This window comes from Paenibacillus hubeiensis (genome assembly GCF_032334105.1).
Taxonomy (GTDB): domain Bacteria; phylum Bacillota; class Bacilli; order Paenibacillales; family Paenibacillaceae; genus Paenibacillus; species Paenibacillus hubeiensis.
This window is the reverse complement of sequence record NZ_JAVYAE020000001.1, coordinates 1226422-1245598: the sequence shown is the minus strand read 5'-3', so window position 1 is coordinate 1245598 and position 19177 is coordinate 1226422. Positions and strand designations below refer to the sequence as shown.

The 19177-nt window shown below is 51.9% G+C and carries 17 protein-coding genes; 12 read left to right on the top strand and 5 right to left on the bottom strand.

What is annotated here, in order from left to right; translation table 11 throughout:
* Positions 1–55: 55 nt before the first annotated feature.
* Together RSX24_RS06005 and RSX24_RS06000 are read right to left on the bottom strand one after the other, a co-directional pair.
* Positions 56–793 (bottom strand): MBL fold metallo-hydrolase, encoded by a 738-nt coding sequence (locus RSX24_RS06005; RefSeq protein ID WP_343259971.1) that lies wholly within the window; start codon positions 791–793, stop codon positions 56–58.
* A gap of 59 nt (positions 794–852) precedes the next feature.
* Complete coding sequence (locus tag RSX24_RS06000) at positions 853–1398, bottom strand: hypothetical protein (RefSeq protein ID WP_343259970.1); 546 nt, start codon at positions 1396–1398, stop codon at positions 853–855.
* Positions 1399–1523: 125 nt separating this feature from the next.
* On the opposite strand from RSX24_RS06000, the gene RSX24_RS05995 reads away from it, so the two are divergent.
* On the top strand, positions 1524–2387 hold the full coding sequence (locus tag RSX24_RS05995; protein WP_343259969.1) for an SDR family oxidoreductase: 864 nt from the start codon (positions 1524–1526) through the stop codon (positions 2385–2387).
* A gap of 15 nt (positions 2388–2402) precedes the next feature.
* On the opposite strand, the gene thrS is transcribed toward RSX24_RS05995, so the two are convergent.
* The 3 genes from thrS to RSX24_RS05980 form a co-directional block, all read right to left on the bottom strand.
* Complete coding sequence (gene thrS / locus RSX24_RS05990) at positions 2403–4388, bottom strand: threonine--tRNA ligase (protein WP_343259968.1); 1986 nt, start codon at positions 4386–4388, stop codon at positions 2403–2405.
* Positions 4389–4843: 455 nt separating this feature from the next.
* Entirely contained in the window at positions 4844–6619 is a 1776-nt protein-coding gene (locus RSX24_RS05985; protein WP_343259967.1) for a sensor histidine kinase, read from the bottom strand.
* On the bottom strand, positions 6616–7377 hold the full coding sequence (locus tag RSX24_RS05980) for a response regulator transcription factor (RefSeq protein ID WP_339278346.1): 762 nt from the start codon (positions 7375–7377) through the stop codon (positions 6616–6618). Before RSX24_RS05980 ends, RSX24_RS05985 begins: the two co-directional genes overlap by 4 nt.
* Positions 7378–7602: 225 nt before the next feature.
* Between RSX24_RS05980 and RSX24_RS05975 the strand changes: the two genes are divergently transcribed.
* The 11 genes from RSX24_RS05975 (at position 7603) to RSX24_RS05925 (ending at position 19101) form a co-directional block, all read left to right on the top strand.
* On the top strand, positions 7603–8685 hold the full coding sequence (locus RSX24_RS05975) for a peptidoglycan DD-metalloendopeptidase family protein (protein ID WP_343259966.1): 1083 nt from the start codon (positions 7603–7605) through the stop codon (positions 8683–8685).
* Between the two features lie 116 nt (positions 8686–8801).
* Entirely contained in the window at positions 8802–9305 is a 504-nt protein-coding gene (locus RSX24_RS05970; protein WP_236415006.1) for a GNAT family N-acetyltransferase, read from the top strand.
* A 431-nt stretch (positions 9306–9736) separates the two neighbouring features.
* A complete protein-coding gene (locus tag RSX24_RS05965; RefSeq protein ID WP_339276741.1) occupies positions 9737–10156 on the top strand; it encodes a hypothetical protein in 420 nt (139 codons plus the stop codon).
* On the top strand, positions 10153–11433 hold the full coding sequence (locus RSX24_RS05960; RefSeq protein WP_343259965.1) for an ammonium transporter: 1281 nt from the start codon (positions 10153–10155) through the stop codon (positions 11431–11433). Before RSX24_RS05965 ends, RSX24_RS05960 begins: the two co-directional genes overlap by 4 nt.
* A 235-nt stretch (positions 11434–11668) precedes the next feature.
* Positions 11669–12601 carry a YwqG family protein gene (locus RSX24_RS05955; RefSeq protein ID WP_236415001.1) on the top strand — a complete coding sequence of 311 codons (933 nt, stop codon included), beginning with the start codon at positions 11669–11671 and terminating at the stop codon, positions 12599–12601.
* A gap of 183 nt (positions 12602–12784) precedes the next feature.
* Complete coding sequence (locus tag RSX24_RS05950; protein ID WP_339276743.1) at positions 12785–13243, top strand: DinB family protein; 459 nt, start codon at positions 12785–12787, stop codon at positions 13241–13243.
* A gap of 387 nt (positions 13244–13630) precedes the next feature.
* Entirely contained in the window at positions 13631–14569 is a 939-nt protein-coding gene (locus tag RSX24_RS05945; protein WP_343259964.1) for an aminoglycoside phosphotransferase family protein, read from the top strand.
* The gene (locus RSX24_RS05940) at positions 14556–15299 is read left to right on the top strand and encodes a response regulator transcription factor (protein WP_339276744.1); all 744 of its coding nucleotides are present in this window, start codon (positions 14556–14558) and stop codon (positions 15297–15299) included. Before RSX24_RS05945 ends, RSX24_RS05940 begins: the two co-directional genes overlap by 14 nt.
* Before the next feature lie 62 nt (positions 15300–15361).
* Positions 15362–16474: a sensor histidine kinase gene (locus RSX24_RS05935; protein WP_343259963.1), complete on the top strand. Its 1113-nt coding sequence runs from the start codon at positions 15362–15364 to the stop codon at positions 16472–16474.
* A gap of 90 nt (positions 16475–16564) precedes the next feature.
* Positions 16565–17248 (top strand): HAMP domain-containing protein, encoded by a 684-nt coding sequence (locus RSX24_RS05930; protein ID WP_343259962.1) that lies wholly within the window; start codon positions 16565–16567, stop codon positions 17246–17248.
* A gap of 5 nt (positions 17249–17253) precedes the next feature.
* Positions 17254–19101, top strand: a complete 1848-nt coding sequence (locus RSX24_RS05925; protein WP_343259961.1) for a transglycosylase domain-containing protein — start codon at positions 17254–17256, stop codon at positions 19099–19101.
* Positions 19102–19177: the final 76 nt, after the last annotated feature.

The window sequence follows — 19177 nt, the reverse complement described above, 5'->3', positions numbered from 1 at the left end:
TTCTTCGGCAGATGCGCAGATCGATTCGTATAAAATCGTCTGGCCGAAGCGATGATTACCGCGCTTCCTCGGCCAGAGCTTTGATGCGCCCGCTTGGGTCTTGGGTATATTCCCCGCCGTGATAACACAGTACCTTGTCCAGCTTGAGGCCAGTCAGGCGGTTCAAGCTGCGCAGCGCTTCAGGCATGTCCGGGGTAACCGTCGGCGCAGGGCCGACCAGTTCGTCGTCCACCACCCGGAGTTCGTCGGCCGCCAGAAGGAGATGTTGATCGCGAACATACAGGCAGATGTGCCCTGGCGTATGTCCTGGCGTATGGATGACCTGAATCCCGTCCTCGCCCTGAAGCGGCAGTATGTCCCCGTCCTGCAGGACGCGGGAGATTTGAATTTCGGGCAGCTGCGCAAGCAGCTGATCAGCGAGTTCGGCTATCGGTGCAGGCAGCAGTGCTATGCGTTCCGGCGTGAATTTGATCAACGGCAATTCGTCGTTCAGGTAAGGGACTTCTTCCGCATGTGCCAACACTTCCAAGCCGGGAACGGCGTCCAGCAGAGCGCCAAGGTTGCCGATGTGATCGATGTCCTGATGGGTAATGATAACGCGTTTGATATCCGACAGCTGCACGCCTTCCAGTTCCAGCGCAGCTTGCAGCTCCGCGAATTGTCCGATCATGCCCGTATCGATGAGCGTAATTCCGTCATTGTCGCGCAGCAGGACAGGATGGATCGGATTGAGGCCTGCCGGAGTAGGAATATGAAGTTGAAGCACGGTCAGGGATGGAATGGGTTTGTTCATTGATTCTCCGGAGCGGGGTCCGGCACACCTCCTTGGTTAGGTTTATAGTCTGCCGTCGGTTATGCCGGCCGGTATTTCAATTGTTTCCTGTATGCCTTCATCGTATCGAGAATCCACTCCAGGGTTCGGGAGGCATCGTGGTCATCTTTCATGACGGCATCGAATTCAAAATGTTCAAGCATCAGCTTGTTTCTCAACTGAAACACCTGGACGATGGCTTCATCCGGCCGTTCCGACTCCTGCTTCGGTACCGGGGAGATATGCTGCTTTTTCAATTCGGCCTGAAGGATCTCGATGTTGGATCGGGAACGGTAGGCAGGAGTTTTCATCAATTGGACCGAATTGAAAGGCTGTTGGTACGATTGCTGGTACAACTCATGCAGCATGTGTTCGACAATGGTACAGCACTCGATGGTGATGGAAGCATATCTGCGATGCAAACGTCTTCGGGCCATTTCCCGGAGCTCTTCGTTCGTCCAATCGTCTTGTCGTGCAGGCAAGGGGGATTCGGCCGTATGCCGCAGGTTTGCGTATTCCTTTTCCAGTCGTTTCAACTCAAGCTTGGCTTCTTTTTTGATTTTTTTGAATTGTTCTTTGCTCAGCATGTCATGTCCTCCCATATGAACCGGATGCGATGCTTCCATTATCTCATATTGTTCTTACGAATGCCTATCCCGCATAAAGCTATGCCAAATCGATAAGACCTTCGGGGTCAGGAGGTACACGAATCATGTCCATAAAAGCGGCGATCGTCACCGGTGCCAATTCCGGCATGGGACTCGCGACCACGATTGAACTGGCCAAACAAAACTACCGCGTTGTCATGGCTTGCCGCAGCGAAGAGCGGGGCCGACAGGCGCTTCAGGAAGCATTGCGCGAATCCGGCTCCACCCACATTGAGCTGATGCTGTGCGATCTGGGATCGCTGGATAGCATTCGTCGGTTTGCCCGAGGCTTCCGCGAACGCTACGACACCCTTGACGTGCTGGTGAACAACGCGGGCATAGTCATGATGAAGCGCGAAGAAACGAAGGATGGCTTCGAACGATGCATCGGCATCAACCATTTAGGGCATTTTCTGCTGACCTTGCTGTTCATCGAACCGCTTAAGGCCGCGGAACAGGGAAGGATCGTCAATGTTTCCTCCGGTGCCTATAAGGCGGGCAAAATCCATTGGGACGATCCTCATCTGCTCCAAGGGTTTAATCCAATTAAAAGTTACGCCCAGTCCAAACTGGCGAACATTCTGTTCACGCGCATCCTGGCCAGGAAGCTGTCGCATACCCGGATTACGGCGAACAGCCTGCATCCCGGCGCGGTAGGCACACGCATCGGCGTGAATCGGAACACCGGATTCGGCACACGCATCATGGCTTTTATGGGCAAACTGCCCTTTTTCCTTACGCCAGCAGAGGGGGCCAGAACGGCGATCTATCTGGCAACAAGCCTGGATGTCCAGGGCATTTCTGGCGCTTATTTCTACCGCGAAAAGGAACAGGAGCTGAAGCCCCACGTCCTAAATGATGCGGAAGCCGAACGCTTCTGGACATGGAGCGAGCAGCAAGTTGGCCTTGGGCCGGAAGAACGGCTGTAACCGTGCGGCGGCGTATCAGGCTTTGGCGCGAACGGCTGCCTGAATCTGCTGAATGACGGCTTCGATGTCTTGCATGCCTTGATCGCCTTGGCCGTGAATACGGACGGAGGCCGCCGATGCCAGCTTTTCCTGCTCACCTACGATAAGCGAATAAGGCACTTTTTGCAGCTGCGCTTCGCGCAGTTTGTAACCCAGCTTCTCGCTGCGCAAATCCGCATCGGCCCGAATGCCGGCTCCCCGCAGCCGCTGCAGCACTTCCATGGCATAGCCTGCATAATGGTCGGACACCGGGAGCAGCTTTACCTGAACGGGAGCCAGCCACAGCGGGAACGCGCCGGCATAATGTTCTGTCAGTATGCCGATGAAGCGGTCGATGGAGCCGTAGATCGCACGGTGGATGACCACTGGACGATGCTTCTGGCCGTCTTCGCCGACATAGCTCAGGTCGAATTTTTCGGGCATCTGGAAATCCAGTTGGATCGTCCCGCATTGCCAGCTGCGCTTCAGCGCATCGAGGATGTGGAAATCGATTTTGGGGCCGTAGAAGGCGCCGTCTCCTTCGTTCAGGCGGTACTTCACGCCGCGGCGTTCCAATACGTTTCGCAGTGCTTGTTCGGCTTGATCCCACAGCTCGGGCGATCCCATGAAATCTTCGGGCCTTGTGGACAGCTCGATCGCGTAATCGAAGCCGAAAATGTCGTACATCCGCCCGATCAGCGAAATCGCCTGGTTGATCTCGTCTTCAATCTGCTCCGGCAGGACGTAGAGGTGGGCGTCATCCTGACAGAATGTGCGCACCCTCATCATGCCGTTCAGCGCTCCCGAGAATTCGTGGCGATGCACCTGGCCGAATTCCATCAGGCGAATGGGCAATTCGCGGTACGAGTGCAGTTGATTTTTAAAAATGAGCATATGACCCGGACAGTTCATCGGTTTCAGGGCAAATGTGTCATCGTCCACATCCGCGAAATACATGTTGTCTTTATAATGATCCCAGTGGCCGGATTGTTCCCAAAGCCTGTTGTTCATCATCAATGGCGTGCGAACTTCCTGATATCCGGCCTGCAGCTGCAGTTCGCGCGAGAATTGCTCTAATTCAGTACGGATCGTCATGCCTTTGGGCAGGTAGAAGGGCATCCCCGGCGCTTCCTCGGAGAACATGAACAACTCCAGCTCTTTGCCGAGCTTGCGGTGATCCCGCTTCTTGGCTTCCTCCAGCATTTCCAAATGGGCCTCCAGCGCGGCCTTGCTCGGAAAAGCAGTGCCGTAAATGCGCTGCAGCATTTTGTTGTCCGAGCTGCCCCGCCAGTATGCCCCCGCCACGCTCAGCAATTTGAAGGCTTTGATCCGGCCAGTCGAAGGCAGATGCGGTCCCCGGCACAGATCCGAAAATTCTCCCTGTTCGTAAATCGACAGCTCTATATCTGCGGGCAAGTCACGAATCAGCTCCAGTTTATAAGGCTCATCATGTTCCTCGAACAAGCGGAGGGCCTGTTCCCGATCCATCACGCGGCGCTTGATGTCCAGGTTTTCCCGGACAATGGCGTGCATTTCCTTTTCGATATCGGCCAGATCCCTTACGGACAACGTTTGATCCAGATCAATGTCATAATAAAATCCGTCTTCAATTACCGGACCGATACCCAATTTAACTTGGCTTGCGCCATAAAGGCGTTTCAACGCCTGAGCGAGAACGTGGGCTGTAGTGTGGCGATACCGGCGAAGTCCTTCTTCGCTGTCCAAGGTTACGATTTCAAGTCGATCCTGGTGCGCCAAGACATAGTCCAGGTCGACATGTTGACCATTGACGATCCCGCCGATGGCTTGTTTGCCCAGGCTTGTGCTGATGGAAGCGGCCACGCCCCCGACGGAAACGCCTGCTTCAAAGACGCGACTCTCGGCCTGGTTGAGATATATTTCGATGCGGCCCTCTGATGGGCTGGAAGAAAGCGAAGACGGTGAATGGCTGGCGGAATTGCCTTGTTTTTGTGAATGACTCATGTGGAAACACACTCCATTTTATTAGAATTGGAAGCGCAAAAAAACACCCGTCCCGGAAAAAGGGACGAGTGCGCTCGGCTCGTGGTTCCACCCTGATTCGGCAATGAACTCCCGCCGCGGCCAGCCGCCGCAAGCAAGGTCTATTCATCACCCTCATTGGATCCGTTATCGGGGATCAGACGGCGAACTCTACTGGCGGCCGGCTGGATCTTGCGGAAGGCTCCGGAAGAAAGGCCGGGGTTCAAGCTCGCGGCTGCGGAGGGGTAACTTCGATCCGTTCGCTGAAGAAGGTTTCACCAATCCCTTCTCTCTCTGGGCAGCACGCAATCGAAATCATGTCTCCGGTCATTGCCATATATTCAGGTCATGACGAAGTCGGTCATGGGATGAATGTGGTTCAATTTTTTGGAACAGGTGTTATTGAGTGTCGATTATATAGACTGAAAATGGAAAGGTCAAGGGGCAATGTTCGATTTGTTTTTTGATTTTTCGTCCCATATTAACCAAATGATCGTTCCCTCACCAGGAGCGGACTGTACCTCGATCCGGCCTTTCATTGCTTCGATCAACCCTTTGGTTACCGCCATGCCAAGACCTGATCCGACATCCGATGTACCTGTGTCCGTACCGCGATAATAACGTTCAAACAGCTTCCATACCGTCTCCGGGTTCATGCCTCGTCCATTATCGGCAAACTGGATGCTGAATGCACCTGTATGTTCCCCGGGATGCACAGTAACGACGAGCTTGGTCTCGGGCGGATTATGGAGAAGGGCGTTGGCAGTCAGATTATCCACGATTCGTTCAAACGAAGGGATATGCACAAGGCCATGCACAGGCACTTCGGAAGGTTGGAATGTGATACGATCCTCCCCGTATGCCGGGTTTTGTTCAGCGCGCTGGATGAGATCATGAAGCAACGTATTTACGTCAGTATTCTCCACGTCAGGTTGGTACCCCCCACTGCGCAATCGATAGGTCATTGCAAGGTCATTCACAAGCCTGTCCATATACATGGATTTATCCAGCATGATCCCCGCAAATTCCTTGACTTCCTCCTCGGTCCAGTTATACTTTTCTGCCTCAAGCATATGGGCATACCCCTGAATGGAGGAGAGGGGGGTCTTGAGATCGTGCGTGATGCCGGCAATCCATTCCTCCCGCAGCGACTCGGTCTGTTTGCGAAGTTCTTCATCTTGCTTCAACGTATGGGACAAAGCCTGCATGGAGTGAAGCACTTCAGCATACACGTGGTATTTTCGTTTCCACTTTCCGTTGCGGCGTTGGCTCCGGGGCACTCCCAAGGCTCCAGTGGGTTCTTCGTAATGTCCCCGCTCCAGGCGCTGCAGCCATTGGAGCATATGCAGCATGGGGGAACCGAAACGATTTGCATACCAAAAGGCAAGCAACATGAGTAAAACGATGACGGACAGGATCAAGACGATCAAAGTGGGCTCCAATATGAAATTGTAGGGGTTCTGGTCGCCTGGCAATGATGGGTCGCCGGGTACGCCGATCAGCCAGGTGGTTTCATTCTGTTCATCGTACCAGGTTGCCATGGATATGCCTGATCGACCGGGATAACGGACAAGCAGAATCAATTGCTGAAGGCTGTATTGGCTGGGCACGCCCATGGCCGGTTTGTTATAGGAGACGAGCTCGCGTCCGCTCGCGTCCAATACTTGAAGGTAAGCGTTAGCGGAATAAATGAGTTCCTGCGCATCGGGTTTGAGAACCAGCTTCCCGCTAGTGTAGGAATGATCTGGCCGTATTTGATCCAGCAAGGCTCTGGCCGAATTCCGTTCGCCGTATAACAGGGTGAAGTTCTTTCCGTTTTTTTCACGGATCAGGATGGTGAGCTGATAAGGAAACGGTTTTTCGGCTTCCCAATATGCAATCAATTCTCCCGGTTTATAGTGAGCAGGCACGTCGGACGGGGTGTGGTAATCGTCAATGGCGTAGCCCTGTTCGTCCAGGACTTGCAGCCATCCTTGATTTTTGTCGACCTGCTCCAGCAGCTTGGGATCATACTTTATCGTACCATCCGGCATGAACTCTGCGGTGTCGATCAACTGGTCAAGACCGCTGTATGCAAAATCATCCGCCAGATTCACTTCATTTACCTTCTGCACGACCCAGTACGTGGCCAATGAACCAAGCAGGATAATAAGAACGACCGTCCCGGCAAGCATCCCGATAAATCGGGTCATTAACCTGCGGCGAATGCTCATGGACGAGATCCATTGTCCGGCTGAATCAGTTTGTAACCCAGGCCGCGGACATTGACGAGAAACACAGGATTGGAAGGGTCGGCTTCGATCCGTTCCCGAATGCGGTGGATATGAACCATAACGGTGTTATCATCGCTTATGGCTTCCGAGCCCCATACCCGTTCATATAGTTCCGATTTGGTGAAGATGCGGTTGGGATGTTTGCAAAAAAAGAGCAGCAGTTGAAAAACAAGTGCCGGACAGGATACCGCTTGTCCTTCAACCTGAAGCTCGCCAGCCAGTTCGAGCACCTGAAATCGTCCAAAGTCATATACCCCCTCTGGAATATCGGGAGACGACGCAATTACGTCAGAATCGCCTTGTTCCGGAATTGCTGCTGTTTTTGAAGGCAAGTATCGCTTCAATAATGATTTGATTCGGGCCACCACTTCGAGAGGGTTAAACGGTTTGATGACGTAATCATCGCCCCCGACGGCGAACCCGGTTAATTTGTCATAATCGGTGGTTTTGGCTGTTAGAAACAGGATGGGAGCATCGGTGACCTGCCGCAGAAAAGGACAGATTTCCAGCCCGCTTTTGCCGGGGAGCATGATGTCCAGCACGATGCAATGATAGGTCTTGCTGCTGCATGCTTCCAATGCGGCTTCGCCTGTCGTTACGGTATCGATATCCAGAAACTGCTCTTTAAGCAGAACGGTTTTGAGCATATGCAGAATAGCTTGTTCGTCATCCACAAGCAGTAATGAGACATGATTCATCATGGAATGAATGACCTCCTCGTACTTTCAAGACGTTTACTGCTAATCATACCATTCGGAAGACCTCTTGGGCTGCCTCCTGTCTTAACGGAACCTTAATTATGAAACGTCGGAAGCATGACGAGTTTAGCTGGATGTAAGGAAGAGTTAGACGAAGGATAAGATTCATTTTGTACACTTAACGTAAACGTAGATTGATTAGCGGAAAGGAAGGTTGCAAGCTCAATGAACATGTTGTGCAAAGGGTACCCTAAGAACGGCAAGAGCCGGGGGTTGGTTGCCATAGCGCTTGGAGGTTGTTTGATTTTGTCTGCCTGCGGTCATTCGGTAACGTCCGAACAGGTCGAACAGGCGGAGCAGCCAACAGTTGAACAGACATCCAGGCCGAATGAATCAAGTGAAAAAATCAATCAGGAACAGACTGCAAATCCGGGAGGGGACGCCATGGTAACGCCAGACAATTTCATAGAACTATTGATGAACGGTTCGAAGGACGCAATTTATAACCAGTTTACCCCTGAAATGAAGGAAGTCGTAACCTTGGAGCAGTTCAAGGCGTCTGCCGAAAGCTTTCTGGAGGGGGTGACATCTTGGGATCAGGTAGTCGATGCAAAAATAGACCATTTAACGGAGTGTGCCTGGATGGACAAGGCAGGGGTCAAAGGGGTACAGGTGAGTTTTACAGCGGACAACCAGATTGCTGGCTTGGTCATTCTGCCGCTGGAAACCCATGAGGATACCGACGTTAAATTTACCAAAACTGTGTTTCAATTCCCGTTAAAGGGGGAGTGGTTTGTTTTCTGGGGAGGCAGCAACGTTTTGTCCAACTACCACTATGAGCATGAAACACAGCGCTACGCGCTGGACGTTGTGCGCATGAAAGATCAATTAAGTTATCAAGGCGATGCAGCGGTAAACGAGAACTACTATGCTTTTGGTGAGCCGCTGTACGCGGCTGCAGACGGTACTGTCGTTGAAGTCAAGAACGATATTCCCGATAACTCGCCGGGCGTGATGAATGCTGAGGAGCCTGCGGGCAATTATGTGGTCATCGACCATGGACATGGAGAATACAGCATCACCGCACACATCAAGGAAGGCAGCATATCGGTCAAAAAAGGAGATAAGCTCAAGCAGGGAGACCAGATTGGCGAGCTTGGCAACTCGGGCAACTCCAGTGAAGCTCATCTGCATTTTCAGGTATCGGACGGTCCGGATCTGTTTACCTCTCGTTCAATCAACATTCGTTGGGCAGACCAGAGTCAGCAGATGACCCGGGGAAACACAGTGCAGGGGCTGCCCGAGTAAATTCGATAAATTCGTTTGTTCACTGTCCCGATGATTAAGGGTGACGTCGGCTTCTTTTCTCCGTTATAATATCCTCTATAATCAGAGGTTTGATTTGGAACGATGGAGGAGTAGAGATGAAGCTGGAACATGCGCAGATTGAATATGCGCGCCTTGAGGACTTGCCGAGGATCGTGGAGATTTATAATTCGACCATTGAGAGCCGTATGGTCACGGCCGATTTGGAGCCGGTAACGGTAGAACAGCGCATTCCTTGGTTCGAGGAGCATACCCCTGATCGTCGCCCCCTATGGGTAATGAAGCACAATGGTGAAGTCGTCGCATGGGCAAGCCTGAGTTCGTTTTACGGACGCCCGGCGTATGATGGTACGGTTGAGGTTAGCATATATGTGGACGAGAAAAGCCGTGGTCTGGGTGCTGGCGGCAGGTTGTTGAATACGGTTTTTGATGCGTGCCCTGGATTGGGCATTACAACGATTCTCGGTTTTGTTTTTGGTCATAATGAGCCAAGCCTGGGACTGCTTCGCAAGTATGGTTTTGAGCAGTGGGGCTATTATCCCGAGGTTGCGGTGCTGGACGGCGTGAAGCGGGATCTGGCGATTCTAGGCAAAAAGATTTAAGCAGGACACCCTCGCTGAGGGGTGTTGATAAATAAACATGGAAGAAGGGTCGCCGAGATCGGTGGCCTTTTTTGCGTGTACTGAATTTGCTTTGTTAAACAGGTTAGATGCGTCCGTTCCTACCGAATCACAGGCAAGTTATGTTGGAGTTTTTCAGGCCTTTAAACAGAGTACAGGGGAGAAGGTATGTCAGCTTTTATGCGGTCGGTCTGAAGTGGAAGATTTTGAGCAGTTATGGGCAATCTCAAAACGAAAAGCAATATAGCATCGATTTCACCTTGTTACCTGTAGTGAGTGCTGCTTGATATATAAAAATCCAAGAAAATCATGGAACGACAAAAAAACCATCTCTAAAAAAAGATTGACGGTAAGGTCTATGCATTTTATAATCGGTAGCAAGTGACTTGATATGTGAGGAGTTCTGACATGACATGTTAGTAATTGATGAGGTATACCACCATACAGCATTGCAAATATCATCGTCCGATTTATTGTACCTTATCGAAAGGCTTAAGGTCAAAAAGGAAAATGAGATTGACTCACTCAAGCTTAAAATCGAGCAATTCGAACAGAAACGGCGGGCCGAGGAAATAGCTTACCAATCCCTCTCTCCTGTGCGCAAGTGGTTTACGGGCAGGCCGGCCTCCCATCACCAGGCTGTCGAATATATGGTACAGGTGAAGGAACGGTTCCGCAAGATGGAACAAATCAAACGGCGTATCCGCGAACTGGATCGAATTGCCGGGCAAATTGCGCATCCGGACATCATCGAGCGGGACGAAATCGAGCTTGCTCCCGACTTGATCCGAGAAATTCTGCAGCTTAGGGAAACGGAGGATGCACAGGCATGACGATAGAGATATTGGGCTCGGGCCTTAATACGATTTGGGTCGTGCTCAGCGCGGCCATGATACTGCTTATGGAGGGCGGGTTTGCCCTGCTTGAGGCAGGTTTTGTCCGATATAAAAACAGCGTGAACATTATTATGAAGGTGTTTGCTGACATTACGATCGGCACGCTGCTGTTCTATGCGATCGGGTTCGGGTTGATGTACGGCTCGGATGCCGGAGGCATTGTGGGTATCACCGGTTTTTTCCTGAACGGCGATCTTTCTCACCTGGAAGTTCCTGTATCGCTGGAGACATTTTGGCTGTTTCAGGCGGCATTCACGATTGCAGTCATTTCCATCGTGTCCGGTGCGGTGGCTGAACGGATCCATTTCAGGGCATATCTGCTGTACATCATTCTGATGACCGCAGTGATCTATCCGATCGGCGGTCATTGGGCCTGGGGCGGAGGCTGGCTGAGCAGCCTCGGCATGCAGGATTTTGCGGGTTCGGCGGTCATCCATGCCTTGGGCGGGTTCTCGGCACTGGCGGCAGCAATGATCATCGGCCCGCGCAAAGGCAAATATACGGCACAGGGCGTAAGTGCCATCGCGCTGCCGAGCAATTTGCCGCTGGCTTCCGTCGGCGCGTTTCTGCTGTGGTTCGGCTGGTTCGGCTTCAATGCCGGCAGCACGCTGAGCGCCACGGACGTGCGCATCGGCCATATTGCCATCGTGACGATGCTGTCCGCAGCGGCAGGCGGGGCGTCAACGCTGCTCTACACGCTGTTCCGCTATAACCGTTCGGATGCCCCCTCGGTCATCAACGGCTCCCTTGCCGGGCTGGTCGGCATAACCGCAGGGTGCGCTTTCGTTGGCGATCTGGCCGCCATTCTGATCGGCGCGGTCTCCGGCCTGCTTATGATGGCGGCCACGAGTTGGCTGGATCGGCGAAAGATCGACGATCCGGTGGGCGCTTTTCCGGTCCATGCCGTTTCAGGCATGTGGGGCACGATTGCCGTCGGATTGTTTGCCACGGAAGGCGGCCTTTTTACAGGCGGAGGCTGGAAGCTTCTTGGCGTACAGGCATTGGGTCTAGTCGCCTTGGTGTTATGGGGATTCATCATGACCTGGCTTGGACTGAAGCTGATCGGTAAACTTGTTCCCGTTCGCTCGACCGAGGAGGAGGAGGAGCTTGGACTGGACATCAGCTACCATGGCGTCATGGCTGCTCACCAGTCGCATGAATTCCTGGACGGAGAGGAACATATTATCGGTTATCGGAACGGGCGGACCGATTGAAGACGAGACATAGCGCCCGAACATACATGAAATGAAACCAAGACCAATGTCCGAATGAGCTCTCTGACAGAAGACCAATCTTGTGGCACATCTGCGTATATAGAGAAGTTCATAGATGTTGGTCTTTTTTTTGCTCCAGGCAGGGAAAAAAACGCAATCTCCAGAATATACATGTAGGAATCCGAATACGTCTCACCAGGGATGTCTTTGTCTGAGTCTGAGGAGGAGGAGCATAATGATTAAACCTGAACAATGTGAGCGTCTGAACCGCAAAGCACGTCAAGTGCTGGGGGACTACGGTCTTGATGCCGCTGCTGATCTTTTGTTGTCCGCTGGACGTTGGGGAATTCGCCTCGATGCAAACGCGCCGGACGAGTACCGGAGAACCGGGAACTCGCGTGCCGGAGGTGACCCTGATTTGCCGGACGATATGGAGTGGCCGGTGACCAAGGATGGAATTCCGATGACTTTTTTGGCCCAGTTGAATCTGGTGGATCTTACACCCTATACGCCGAATAACGGGCGGGGGAGCTTGCCGGAGCGCGGGATGCTATACTTTTTTATCGGCGTGGATGAGCCGGCATACAATATCGAGCATCGTGTCATTTACGAGCCGAATACTCAAGATTTGAATCGGCGCACACCGGAAGGGAAAACCGCGCTGGACACTGAATTCGAGCCCCACTGCGTCACCGTGCTGCCTAATCTTGAACTACCTACATATGCCTATGTGGATACGAAAGCGCTGAACGCGCTTGCGGTTCCGTCATCCGGTCAGGATGATGCGGGCGAGGAGCTGTTTAACAGGTACATTGAATTCGAATCCGACTGGAACCACCCGAGCGACCAGACTTGGGGAGGCATGTTCGGGTATCCTGACGGACAGCATCCGGATGCGGAGCATCAGGCGCTGCTGCAAATTTTGTTGGGAGAAGAGTACGATTATAACGAGCAGGAATGCATGCGCAAGCTGAAGGCGCATTTTGATGGAGACGAACAGCGCGTAGCACGCGAGTTGGACGATACGCTGCTGCTGCTGAAGATGGATACCCATGACGGCATCGGCTTTCAGTGGTGGGACTGCGGCGAGCTTCAATTCTATATTCGCAAGGAAGATTTGCTGGCAGGCCGTTTTGAACGTACGTACTGTTCGATTTATTCCAGCTGATGTGCAGCGGCGTAGCGGAAATGAGAAACAAAAGCGCCCCTAATCCCGTCTAACGGGAGAGGGGTGCTTTTTTTGCCGGCTTTGTGTTTAACGAAGCGATTTTGTTTATATAAAAAGGAGGGATATTTTTGATTGTTATGCGATCGTATGTTCTGTATAATGTAACAAAAGGAAGTGTTTGCGTTGATAGAATCCGTGTTCAAACATATTGATGCTGCAATAGACTCGCTGCTTGACATCTGCGATCAACTGTCAGAGGAAGAGCTGGCCATGACTCCGATCGAAGGAAAGCGGTCTTTGGGAGAGCTGTTGTCGCATATGTCCTTGATCTGCCGAGCAGACTTATACATATCCGAAGGGGCCTCCCTTGCGCAGATGCAATCGTTTTATGAAACGAATTCCCCGCGTACAATCGACGAGATCAAGAAGGCGTTTTTGCATAACAGGACATATTTGCACTTGAGATACTGCCGATTTACGACCGAAGACCTGTTAAAGGTCACAGAATCGTATTGGGGAGCCTCGTATAGCCGTCTGGAGTGGCTGCTTGAAATCATGGGCCACCTTTATCATCATAGGGGGCAGCTGTACACCATGCTTGCTTTGACCGGCAAGGAACAGAAAGTGGCGGTTCTTCAATGAATAACTTGGTCTTTTGAGGAATGGAGTTCTCGGTCTTCCGGAAAAGGGGAATTCGTTCATTTTGAAAAGGTAAATACATAACGTTGGTACATCATTTGGTACATATATAAACCGCAAAAAACATACACACGTTAACGGAGAGGCAGAACCAATCTGAAGAAGCGGAGCGGTCTAAAAGCTTTCTGAAAGAAAGCTGCTTCGGAAGCGTAGGCTTTTCACCGGATTTTCCCTTAGAAAAAGGGGATTGGAAAATCCAGGGATAACAACGATCGGAAATGGTACTGCACTCGCAGTGCCTTGATGTGATTCATTATTGCGGTTTATATAGGCAAGGATGCAGATATATTGGGTTTGAATGAACCATAACGGAGTTGGGAGGAAATCGATTTGGAACTGGGCAATTCACATGACCGATTGCTGGATGCGCTAAGGGTTGTGCCGGAATTACGGCAGGCCACGGCGATTGAGCCGATTTTGAAAGGGTACTCGCCGGACCGGAAGTTCAAAGTGACTGTTCCCTCGCAGGGCCAGTATCTTGTACGTACCTATGATTCGAGCCAAGAGTCGAAGAAACAGGCCGAATTTCAATGGATGCACGGTGCCAGGCAGATAGGTGTGATGAGTCAGTTACCCGTAGCGATGGGGAGGCTGGATGAGGGACAAGGGTATATGGTACTGAGCTATATTGAAGGCGAGGATGCTTCTGACGTACTCCCCCGGTTATCGGAGAAAGTACAACGGGATATCGGAATGCAGGCCGGCGCGCAGTTGAGAATGCTCCATCGCCTTCAGGTTCGGGATCAGCCCGAATCATGGTTTGTCCGCAAAAGCAAAAAGCATCGACGCTATATGGAGAAGTATGTTCAATGCCCCATCGTGATGAAACGGGATGAATCCATCCTGGCCTTTATTGACAGCCGCTTGCATTTGATGAAACATCGTCCGGATCGGTTTCAGCACGATGATTTTCATCCTGGAAACCTGATCGTAAAGGATGGCAGATTAGCCGGGATCATCGACTTTAGCCGTTTTGATCAAGGCGACCCGATACACGAGTTTTTGAAACTGGGATTGTTCGGGGTAGAAGCCAGCATTCCCTATGCCATTGGACAAGTGCAAGGTTATTGTGGGGGGAACCGGCATGATGAGACGTTCTGGGCGTTGTATTCGTTGTACTTGGCGATGGCGCTTGTCTCCTCGGTGGTCTGGATTCAACAAGTGAAGCCGGAGGAAACAGATGACATGATGGCCAAGATCGAGCGGGTTCGCGAGGAACATGACGATTTTCGCAGAATCGTTCCCCGGTGGTATAATGAATCATCATGAATCGTGGAACGAAAGGAATAGTGACGTGGCAGAGCCAGCAACCATTTTGCTCGTGGATGACGAGCATGAAATCATCAAATTGATGGAAATTTATTTCGGTAACGAAGGGTACCGCATTCTTACGGCCCATGACGGGGTCGAAGCGCTTGAGCAACTAAGAAAAGAGCGGGTGGATCTTATCGTTCTGGACGTGATGATGCCCAACATGGACGGTATTGAAGCCTGCATGAAGATCCGCGAGGAACAAAAAATGCCGATCATCATGCTTTCCGCCAAAAGCATGGATATGGATAAAATCATGGGGCTGAGCATCGGAGCTGACGATTATGTCACGAAGCCGTTTAATCCGTTGGAACTCGTGGCTCGGGCAAAATCGCAGCTGCGCAGATACTACCAATTTAATGAAGGCCGGGAAAAAAGGAAGCATGAGCTCACCATCGACGAATTGGTCATCAATACCGATACGCATGAAGTGTGGGTCGATGAACAGCCGGTTCATCTTACGCCGCGCGAGTTTGCGGTACTCGAATTGTTGGCCCGTCACCAAGGCTCTGTGCTCAGCATGGAGCAAATATACCAACAGGTCTGGAAAGAAGAATACATGGAATCAAGCAATACGGTGATGGTACATATCCGCAAAATTCGCGAAAAGATTGAACCGGACAAAAAAAATCCGAAATTCATCCAGACGGTGTGGGGCGTCGGCTATAAAATGATCAAACCACAATAAAACAATGGCACGTCCGTCGCTTGTATAATGTTGCGTGAATGGTACGCGCAGGGAGTTGCATCATGAATTCAAAGTTGATAAATACGGTACGCTGGAAGTTCATCTATGCCTTTTTGCTGAGCGGCATTCTAACAGCAGCCATTTTGTACGGGGGAAACCTGATTGTGCAATCCATACTTGCAGCGCAAACATATCCGAACTATTCTGCCCCCGCACGGGGAATTCGGTGGTTGATCAACTACATCGGGTCCGTCCCGCTCATGATTGTGGTTGGCGTTCTCGGCTTTGTGTTGTTTTTCTTTCTGTTGACGCGCAGAATTATGCTTGTGCTGGACGAGATTACGGAAGGCATTCAGGAAGTCGCCAAGGGAGAATTGGCCCACCGGATTGAGGTGAAGACGTCGGATGAGTTCGGCGTGGTTGCTGCAAGTATCAATCAGATGGCTGAGCGGCTGGAAAAGTCGCTGCAGGAGGAACGCAGCGCCGTTGCTGCCAAAAATGAGCTGATTACTGGCATTTCCCATGACCTGCGGACACCGCTGACGTCCATTCTCGGATTTTTGGAGTATATTGAGAAGGATCGTTATCGGGACGAAATTGAGCTTCGTCACTACGTCAGCATTGCATACGACAAATCGTTGACGCTGCGCAAGTTGATTGACGATTTGTTCGAGTATACTCGCGTAAGCGGGGGAGGATTGCCGTTATCCTTTGTTCCGCTTAACCTTTGGCCTTTTTTGATGCAGCTTGCGGAAGAATTCGCGCCAATGCTGGAAGAGGCGGGCATGACCTATAGCTTTGTTGGCGACCAGCAAGAGGTATGGATTGAGGCGGCCCCGGGAGAGTTGGTGCGCGCATATGAGAATTTGCTCAGCAATGCGATACGTTACGGGGCAAGAGGGAAACTTGTGGAGATCGCGATTGCTGCCAAAGAGAACGAAGCCGTGGTGCGAATCAGCAATTATGGCGATCCGATTCCTGCCCAGGACTTGCCTCGTCTGTTTGAACGGTTCTATCGGGTGGACAAATCCCGCTCGCGTGAAACGGGTGGGACAGGACTTGGGCTCGCGATTGCCAAATCGATGGTCGAGCTGCATCATGGCACGATTATGGCGACAAGCGAGAACGGTCGAACGGATTTTGTTACCCGTTTTCCGCTCGTTTTAAGAAAATGATAAGAAGTTCCCCGCTTCTTCGTTAAGAAACATCCGGTATCTTTATATCCATGAGTTGTAAATGACTACGCTATGGAGGAGGATACCTGAATGAACAGACGGATGGACAGCGTAAGGAGCAGGTATGCATACATTTGCGGAGCGAGTGCACTTCTCAGTGCGGCGCTCCTGTTTGTCATGGCTCAAACGTTTGAATTCATTTATCGTCATGTACTTGTCGGGGACGGATCGTTGTCCCGCATCGTTCACTGGGTGATCAATCACATCGGGAGAACTCCGTTTCTTTTTGTAGGCGGGGCAGTTCTGTTTATGCTGTTTTTTTGGATTCGTTCCCAGAAGGTTAGCGCCGATCTGGAGCAAATTGCCCGGGGCACGCACGATATGGCGCACGGCAGGATGCCCAAGACGATCGAAGTGATGAGCGGAGGAGAGCTTCGGCAAATCGCCGCCGATCTGAATGAAGTGGCTTATCGGTTGCAAGAGGAGCAAGGAGCTTTTCATGCAGAGGATACATCTCCAATTGAACATGTTGACGCGGTAGCGGATGCAGGCCCTACGACAAATGTCCCTGTGCAGCTTACGTTGTACGGAATTCGATCATCTCTCTCCGAAGTGTTGGAAGGACGTTGTCGTGATGAGGCGGAGATCCAGCATTGGGTCCGGCTGGCCTATGAGCAGAGCGTGCTGCTTCAACATGCGCTGGAAGACGCGGAGCGGCAGGGGGCAGACGATATGGCTCGCGAACGATCGCTGCATCGGGACACGGGATGTTGAAACGAATGCACAAGCGTTGGTTGTACCGGATTTATGATGTATCCGTTCTAATCGTGTTTTTGATGGCGATGGCTTGCGCCTATATGTTGATTTACGGTGAGGTGGTGGTGCGCGGCAATCCGCCCGCATTATCCAAGGTTTCTTCAACGACGATCCTTAACGCGGAGGATGAAGAAGTAGCGAAGCTGCGTACCGGCTATAAGGGATATGCGGAGTATGCCCGTTTGGAGGAAATGCCGAAACTGCTCATCGATGCGTTCCTTGCCACGGAGGATCGGCGCTTCTATAGTCATCATGGAATGGACGTCATCGGAATTGGCAGGGCGCTGCTGCAAAATACGCTGCATATGGATATGAGTCAGGGCGGGAGTTCCATTACCCAACAACTGGCCAGGAACCTATATTTGAATGGCAACAAAACGCTCATTCGCAAAGTGAATGAAGCGTCCATTGCCTTTGCGCTCGAAAAGAGGTATGCCAAGGATGACATTCTGGAAATGTACCTGAACCGCATTTATATGGGTCGCCAGCAGTACGGCGTGAAGGCTGCTGCCTGGAGATATTTCGGGGTAAGGGATTTGAACGAGCTCAGCATCGGACAGATTGCCTCGTTGGCTGGAATGCCCAAAGGTCCTTCGATTTACAATCCTGTCGATGACCCTCGGCGATCGGAGCAAAGAAGGGACGTCGTTTTGACCATTATGCACGAGCAAGGCCTGATTACAAGGAGAGAGATGGAAGAAGCAAAGCGTGCCGAATACGAAACGTCGTCATCGAAGGCGGCAATGGACGAGGATGGGGAACCGGCCTACATATCTGCTCTGGATGCGGTATTGGAGGAAGCATCGCAGTTGACGGGCAAAAGCAAGGAACAGATTCAGAATGCCGGATGGACGATTCGCACAGGCCTGGACGATACGGCCCAACTTGCGATGGAAAGCGTGTTTCAGGACTCGTCCCGTTTTCGGGACGACCGGGCGGATGAACAGGTGCAAGCGGGTATGGTTATCGTGGATCAACATAATGGGGAAGTAAAAGCCATGATGGGGGGCCGCGATCCGGTCGCAGGGGGCATCAACCGTGCCACGGCGGATGTCAGGCAACCAGGTTCTGTTTTCAAACCCGTGATTGCGTACGGTCCAGCGCTCGAATCCGGGAGGTATTCGCCGAACAGCATGCTGCCCGATAAACCTCTTCGTTACGGCGGCTACCAGCCCCGCAACCCGGGAGGGCATTATCGCGGGAGCGTGACCATGATGCAAGCGGTGGAGAAGTCGATCAACAGTACGGCAGTATGGCTGGTCAACGAAAACGGGCTGGATGAATCGCGACAGTTCGCTGAACGGCTAGGCATCGCACTGGGAAATGAGGACCGGAACCTGTCCATTGCACTCGGTGGACTCCATAAGGGGGTATCACCGTTGAAGATGGCCCAAGCTTATGCCGTATTTGCCAATGGAGGCAAATTCAATACGGCGCATCTGATTCGCGATATTACGGATGCTCAGGGAAAGAAAGTGGTTGAGTACCGGCCTGAAAACAAATCGGTGATCTCTTCCCGAACTGCTGCGGAAATGACGAAGATGCTGCAACGCGTAGTCAGCCAGGGCACAGGGAAACGGGCCCGGCTAATCGGTCATCCGGTTGCAGGCAAAACGGGAACGACTCAGGCGGGGGTTTCCGGAGCCGGGCAGGGAGCGAACCGGGACTTGTGGTTTGCGGGTTATACGGATCGTTGGACAGCCGCTGTATGGATGGGGTTTGATCATACGGATCGCGACCATTACATGACGGCCGGCAGCGGCGATGCGGCAGAGCTCTTCGCGGCAGTCATGAAGCGTGCGCTGCCGTAAAACGCGTTTTTCATAAATTAGGAGATTCTCGTGCCGTGTTGAACCTGTTGTACAGATTCCGCTGCAACAACAGCCC

Excerpts from the sequence above, each read along its gene's own strand:
- RSX24_RS06005 (WP_343259971.1), bottom strand. The coding sequence starts at position 793 with ATGAACAAACCCATTCCATCCCTGACCGTGCTTCAACTTCATATTCCT.
- RSX24_RS06000 (WP_343259970.1), bottom strand. The coding sequence starts at position 1,398 with ATGCTGAGCAAAGAACAATTCAAAAAAATCAAAAAAGAAGCCAAGCTT.
- RSX24_RS05995 (WP_343259969.1), top strand. The coding sequence starts at position 1,524 with ATGTCCATAAAAGCGGCGATCGTCACCGGTGCCAATTCCGGCATGGGA.
- thrS (WP_343259968.1), bottom strand. The coding sequence starts at position 4,388 with ATGAGTCATTCACAAAAACAAGGCAATTCCGCCAGCCATTCACCGTCT.
- RSX24_RS05985 (WP_343259967.1), bottom strand. The coding sequence starts at position 6,619 with ATGAGCATTCGCCGCAGGTTAATGACCCGATTTATCGGGATGCTTGCC.
- RSX24_RS05980 (WP_339278346.1), bottom strand. The coding sequence starts at position 7,377 with ATGAATCATGTCTCATTACTGCTTGTGGATGACGAACAAGCTATTCTG.
- RSX24_RS05975 (WP_343259966.1), top strand. The coding sequence starts at position 7,603 with ATGAACATGTTGTGCAAAGGGTACCCTAAGAACGGCAAGAGCCGGGGG.
- RSX24_RS05970 (WP_236415006.1), top strand. The coding sequence starts at position 8,802 with ATGAAGCTGGAACATGCGCAGATTGAATATGCGCGCCTTGAGGACTTG.
- RSX24_RS05965 (WP_339276741.1), top strand. The coding sequence starts at position 9,737 with ATGTTAGTAATTGATGAGGTATACCACCATACAGCATTGCAAATATCA.
- RSX24_RS05960 (WP_343259965.1), top strand. The coding sequence starts at position 10,153 with ATGACGATAGAGATATTGGGCTCGGGCCTTAATACGATTTGGGTCGTG.
- RSX24_RS05955 (WP_236415001.1), top strand. The coding sequence starts at position 11,669 with ATGATTAAACCTGAACAATGTGAGCGTCTGAACCGCAAAGCACGTCAA.
- RSX24_RS05940 (WP_339276744.1), top strand. The coding sequence starts at position 14,556 with ATGAATCATCATGAATCGTGGAACGAAAGGAATAGTGACGTGGCAGAG.
- RSX24_RS05935 (WP_343259963.1), top strand. The coding sequence starts at position 15,362 with ATGAATTCAAAGTTGATAAATACGGTACGCTGGAAGTTCATCTATGCC.
- RSX24_RS05930 (WP_343259962.1), top strand. The coding sequence starts at position 16,565 with ATGAACAGACGGATGGACAGCGTAAGGAGCAGGTATGCATACATTTGC.
- RSX24_RS05925 (WP_343259961.1), top strand. The coding sequence starts at position 17,254 with ATGCACAAGCGTTGGTTGTACCGGATTTATGATGTATCCGTTCTAATC.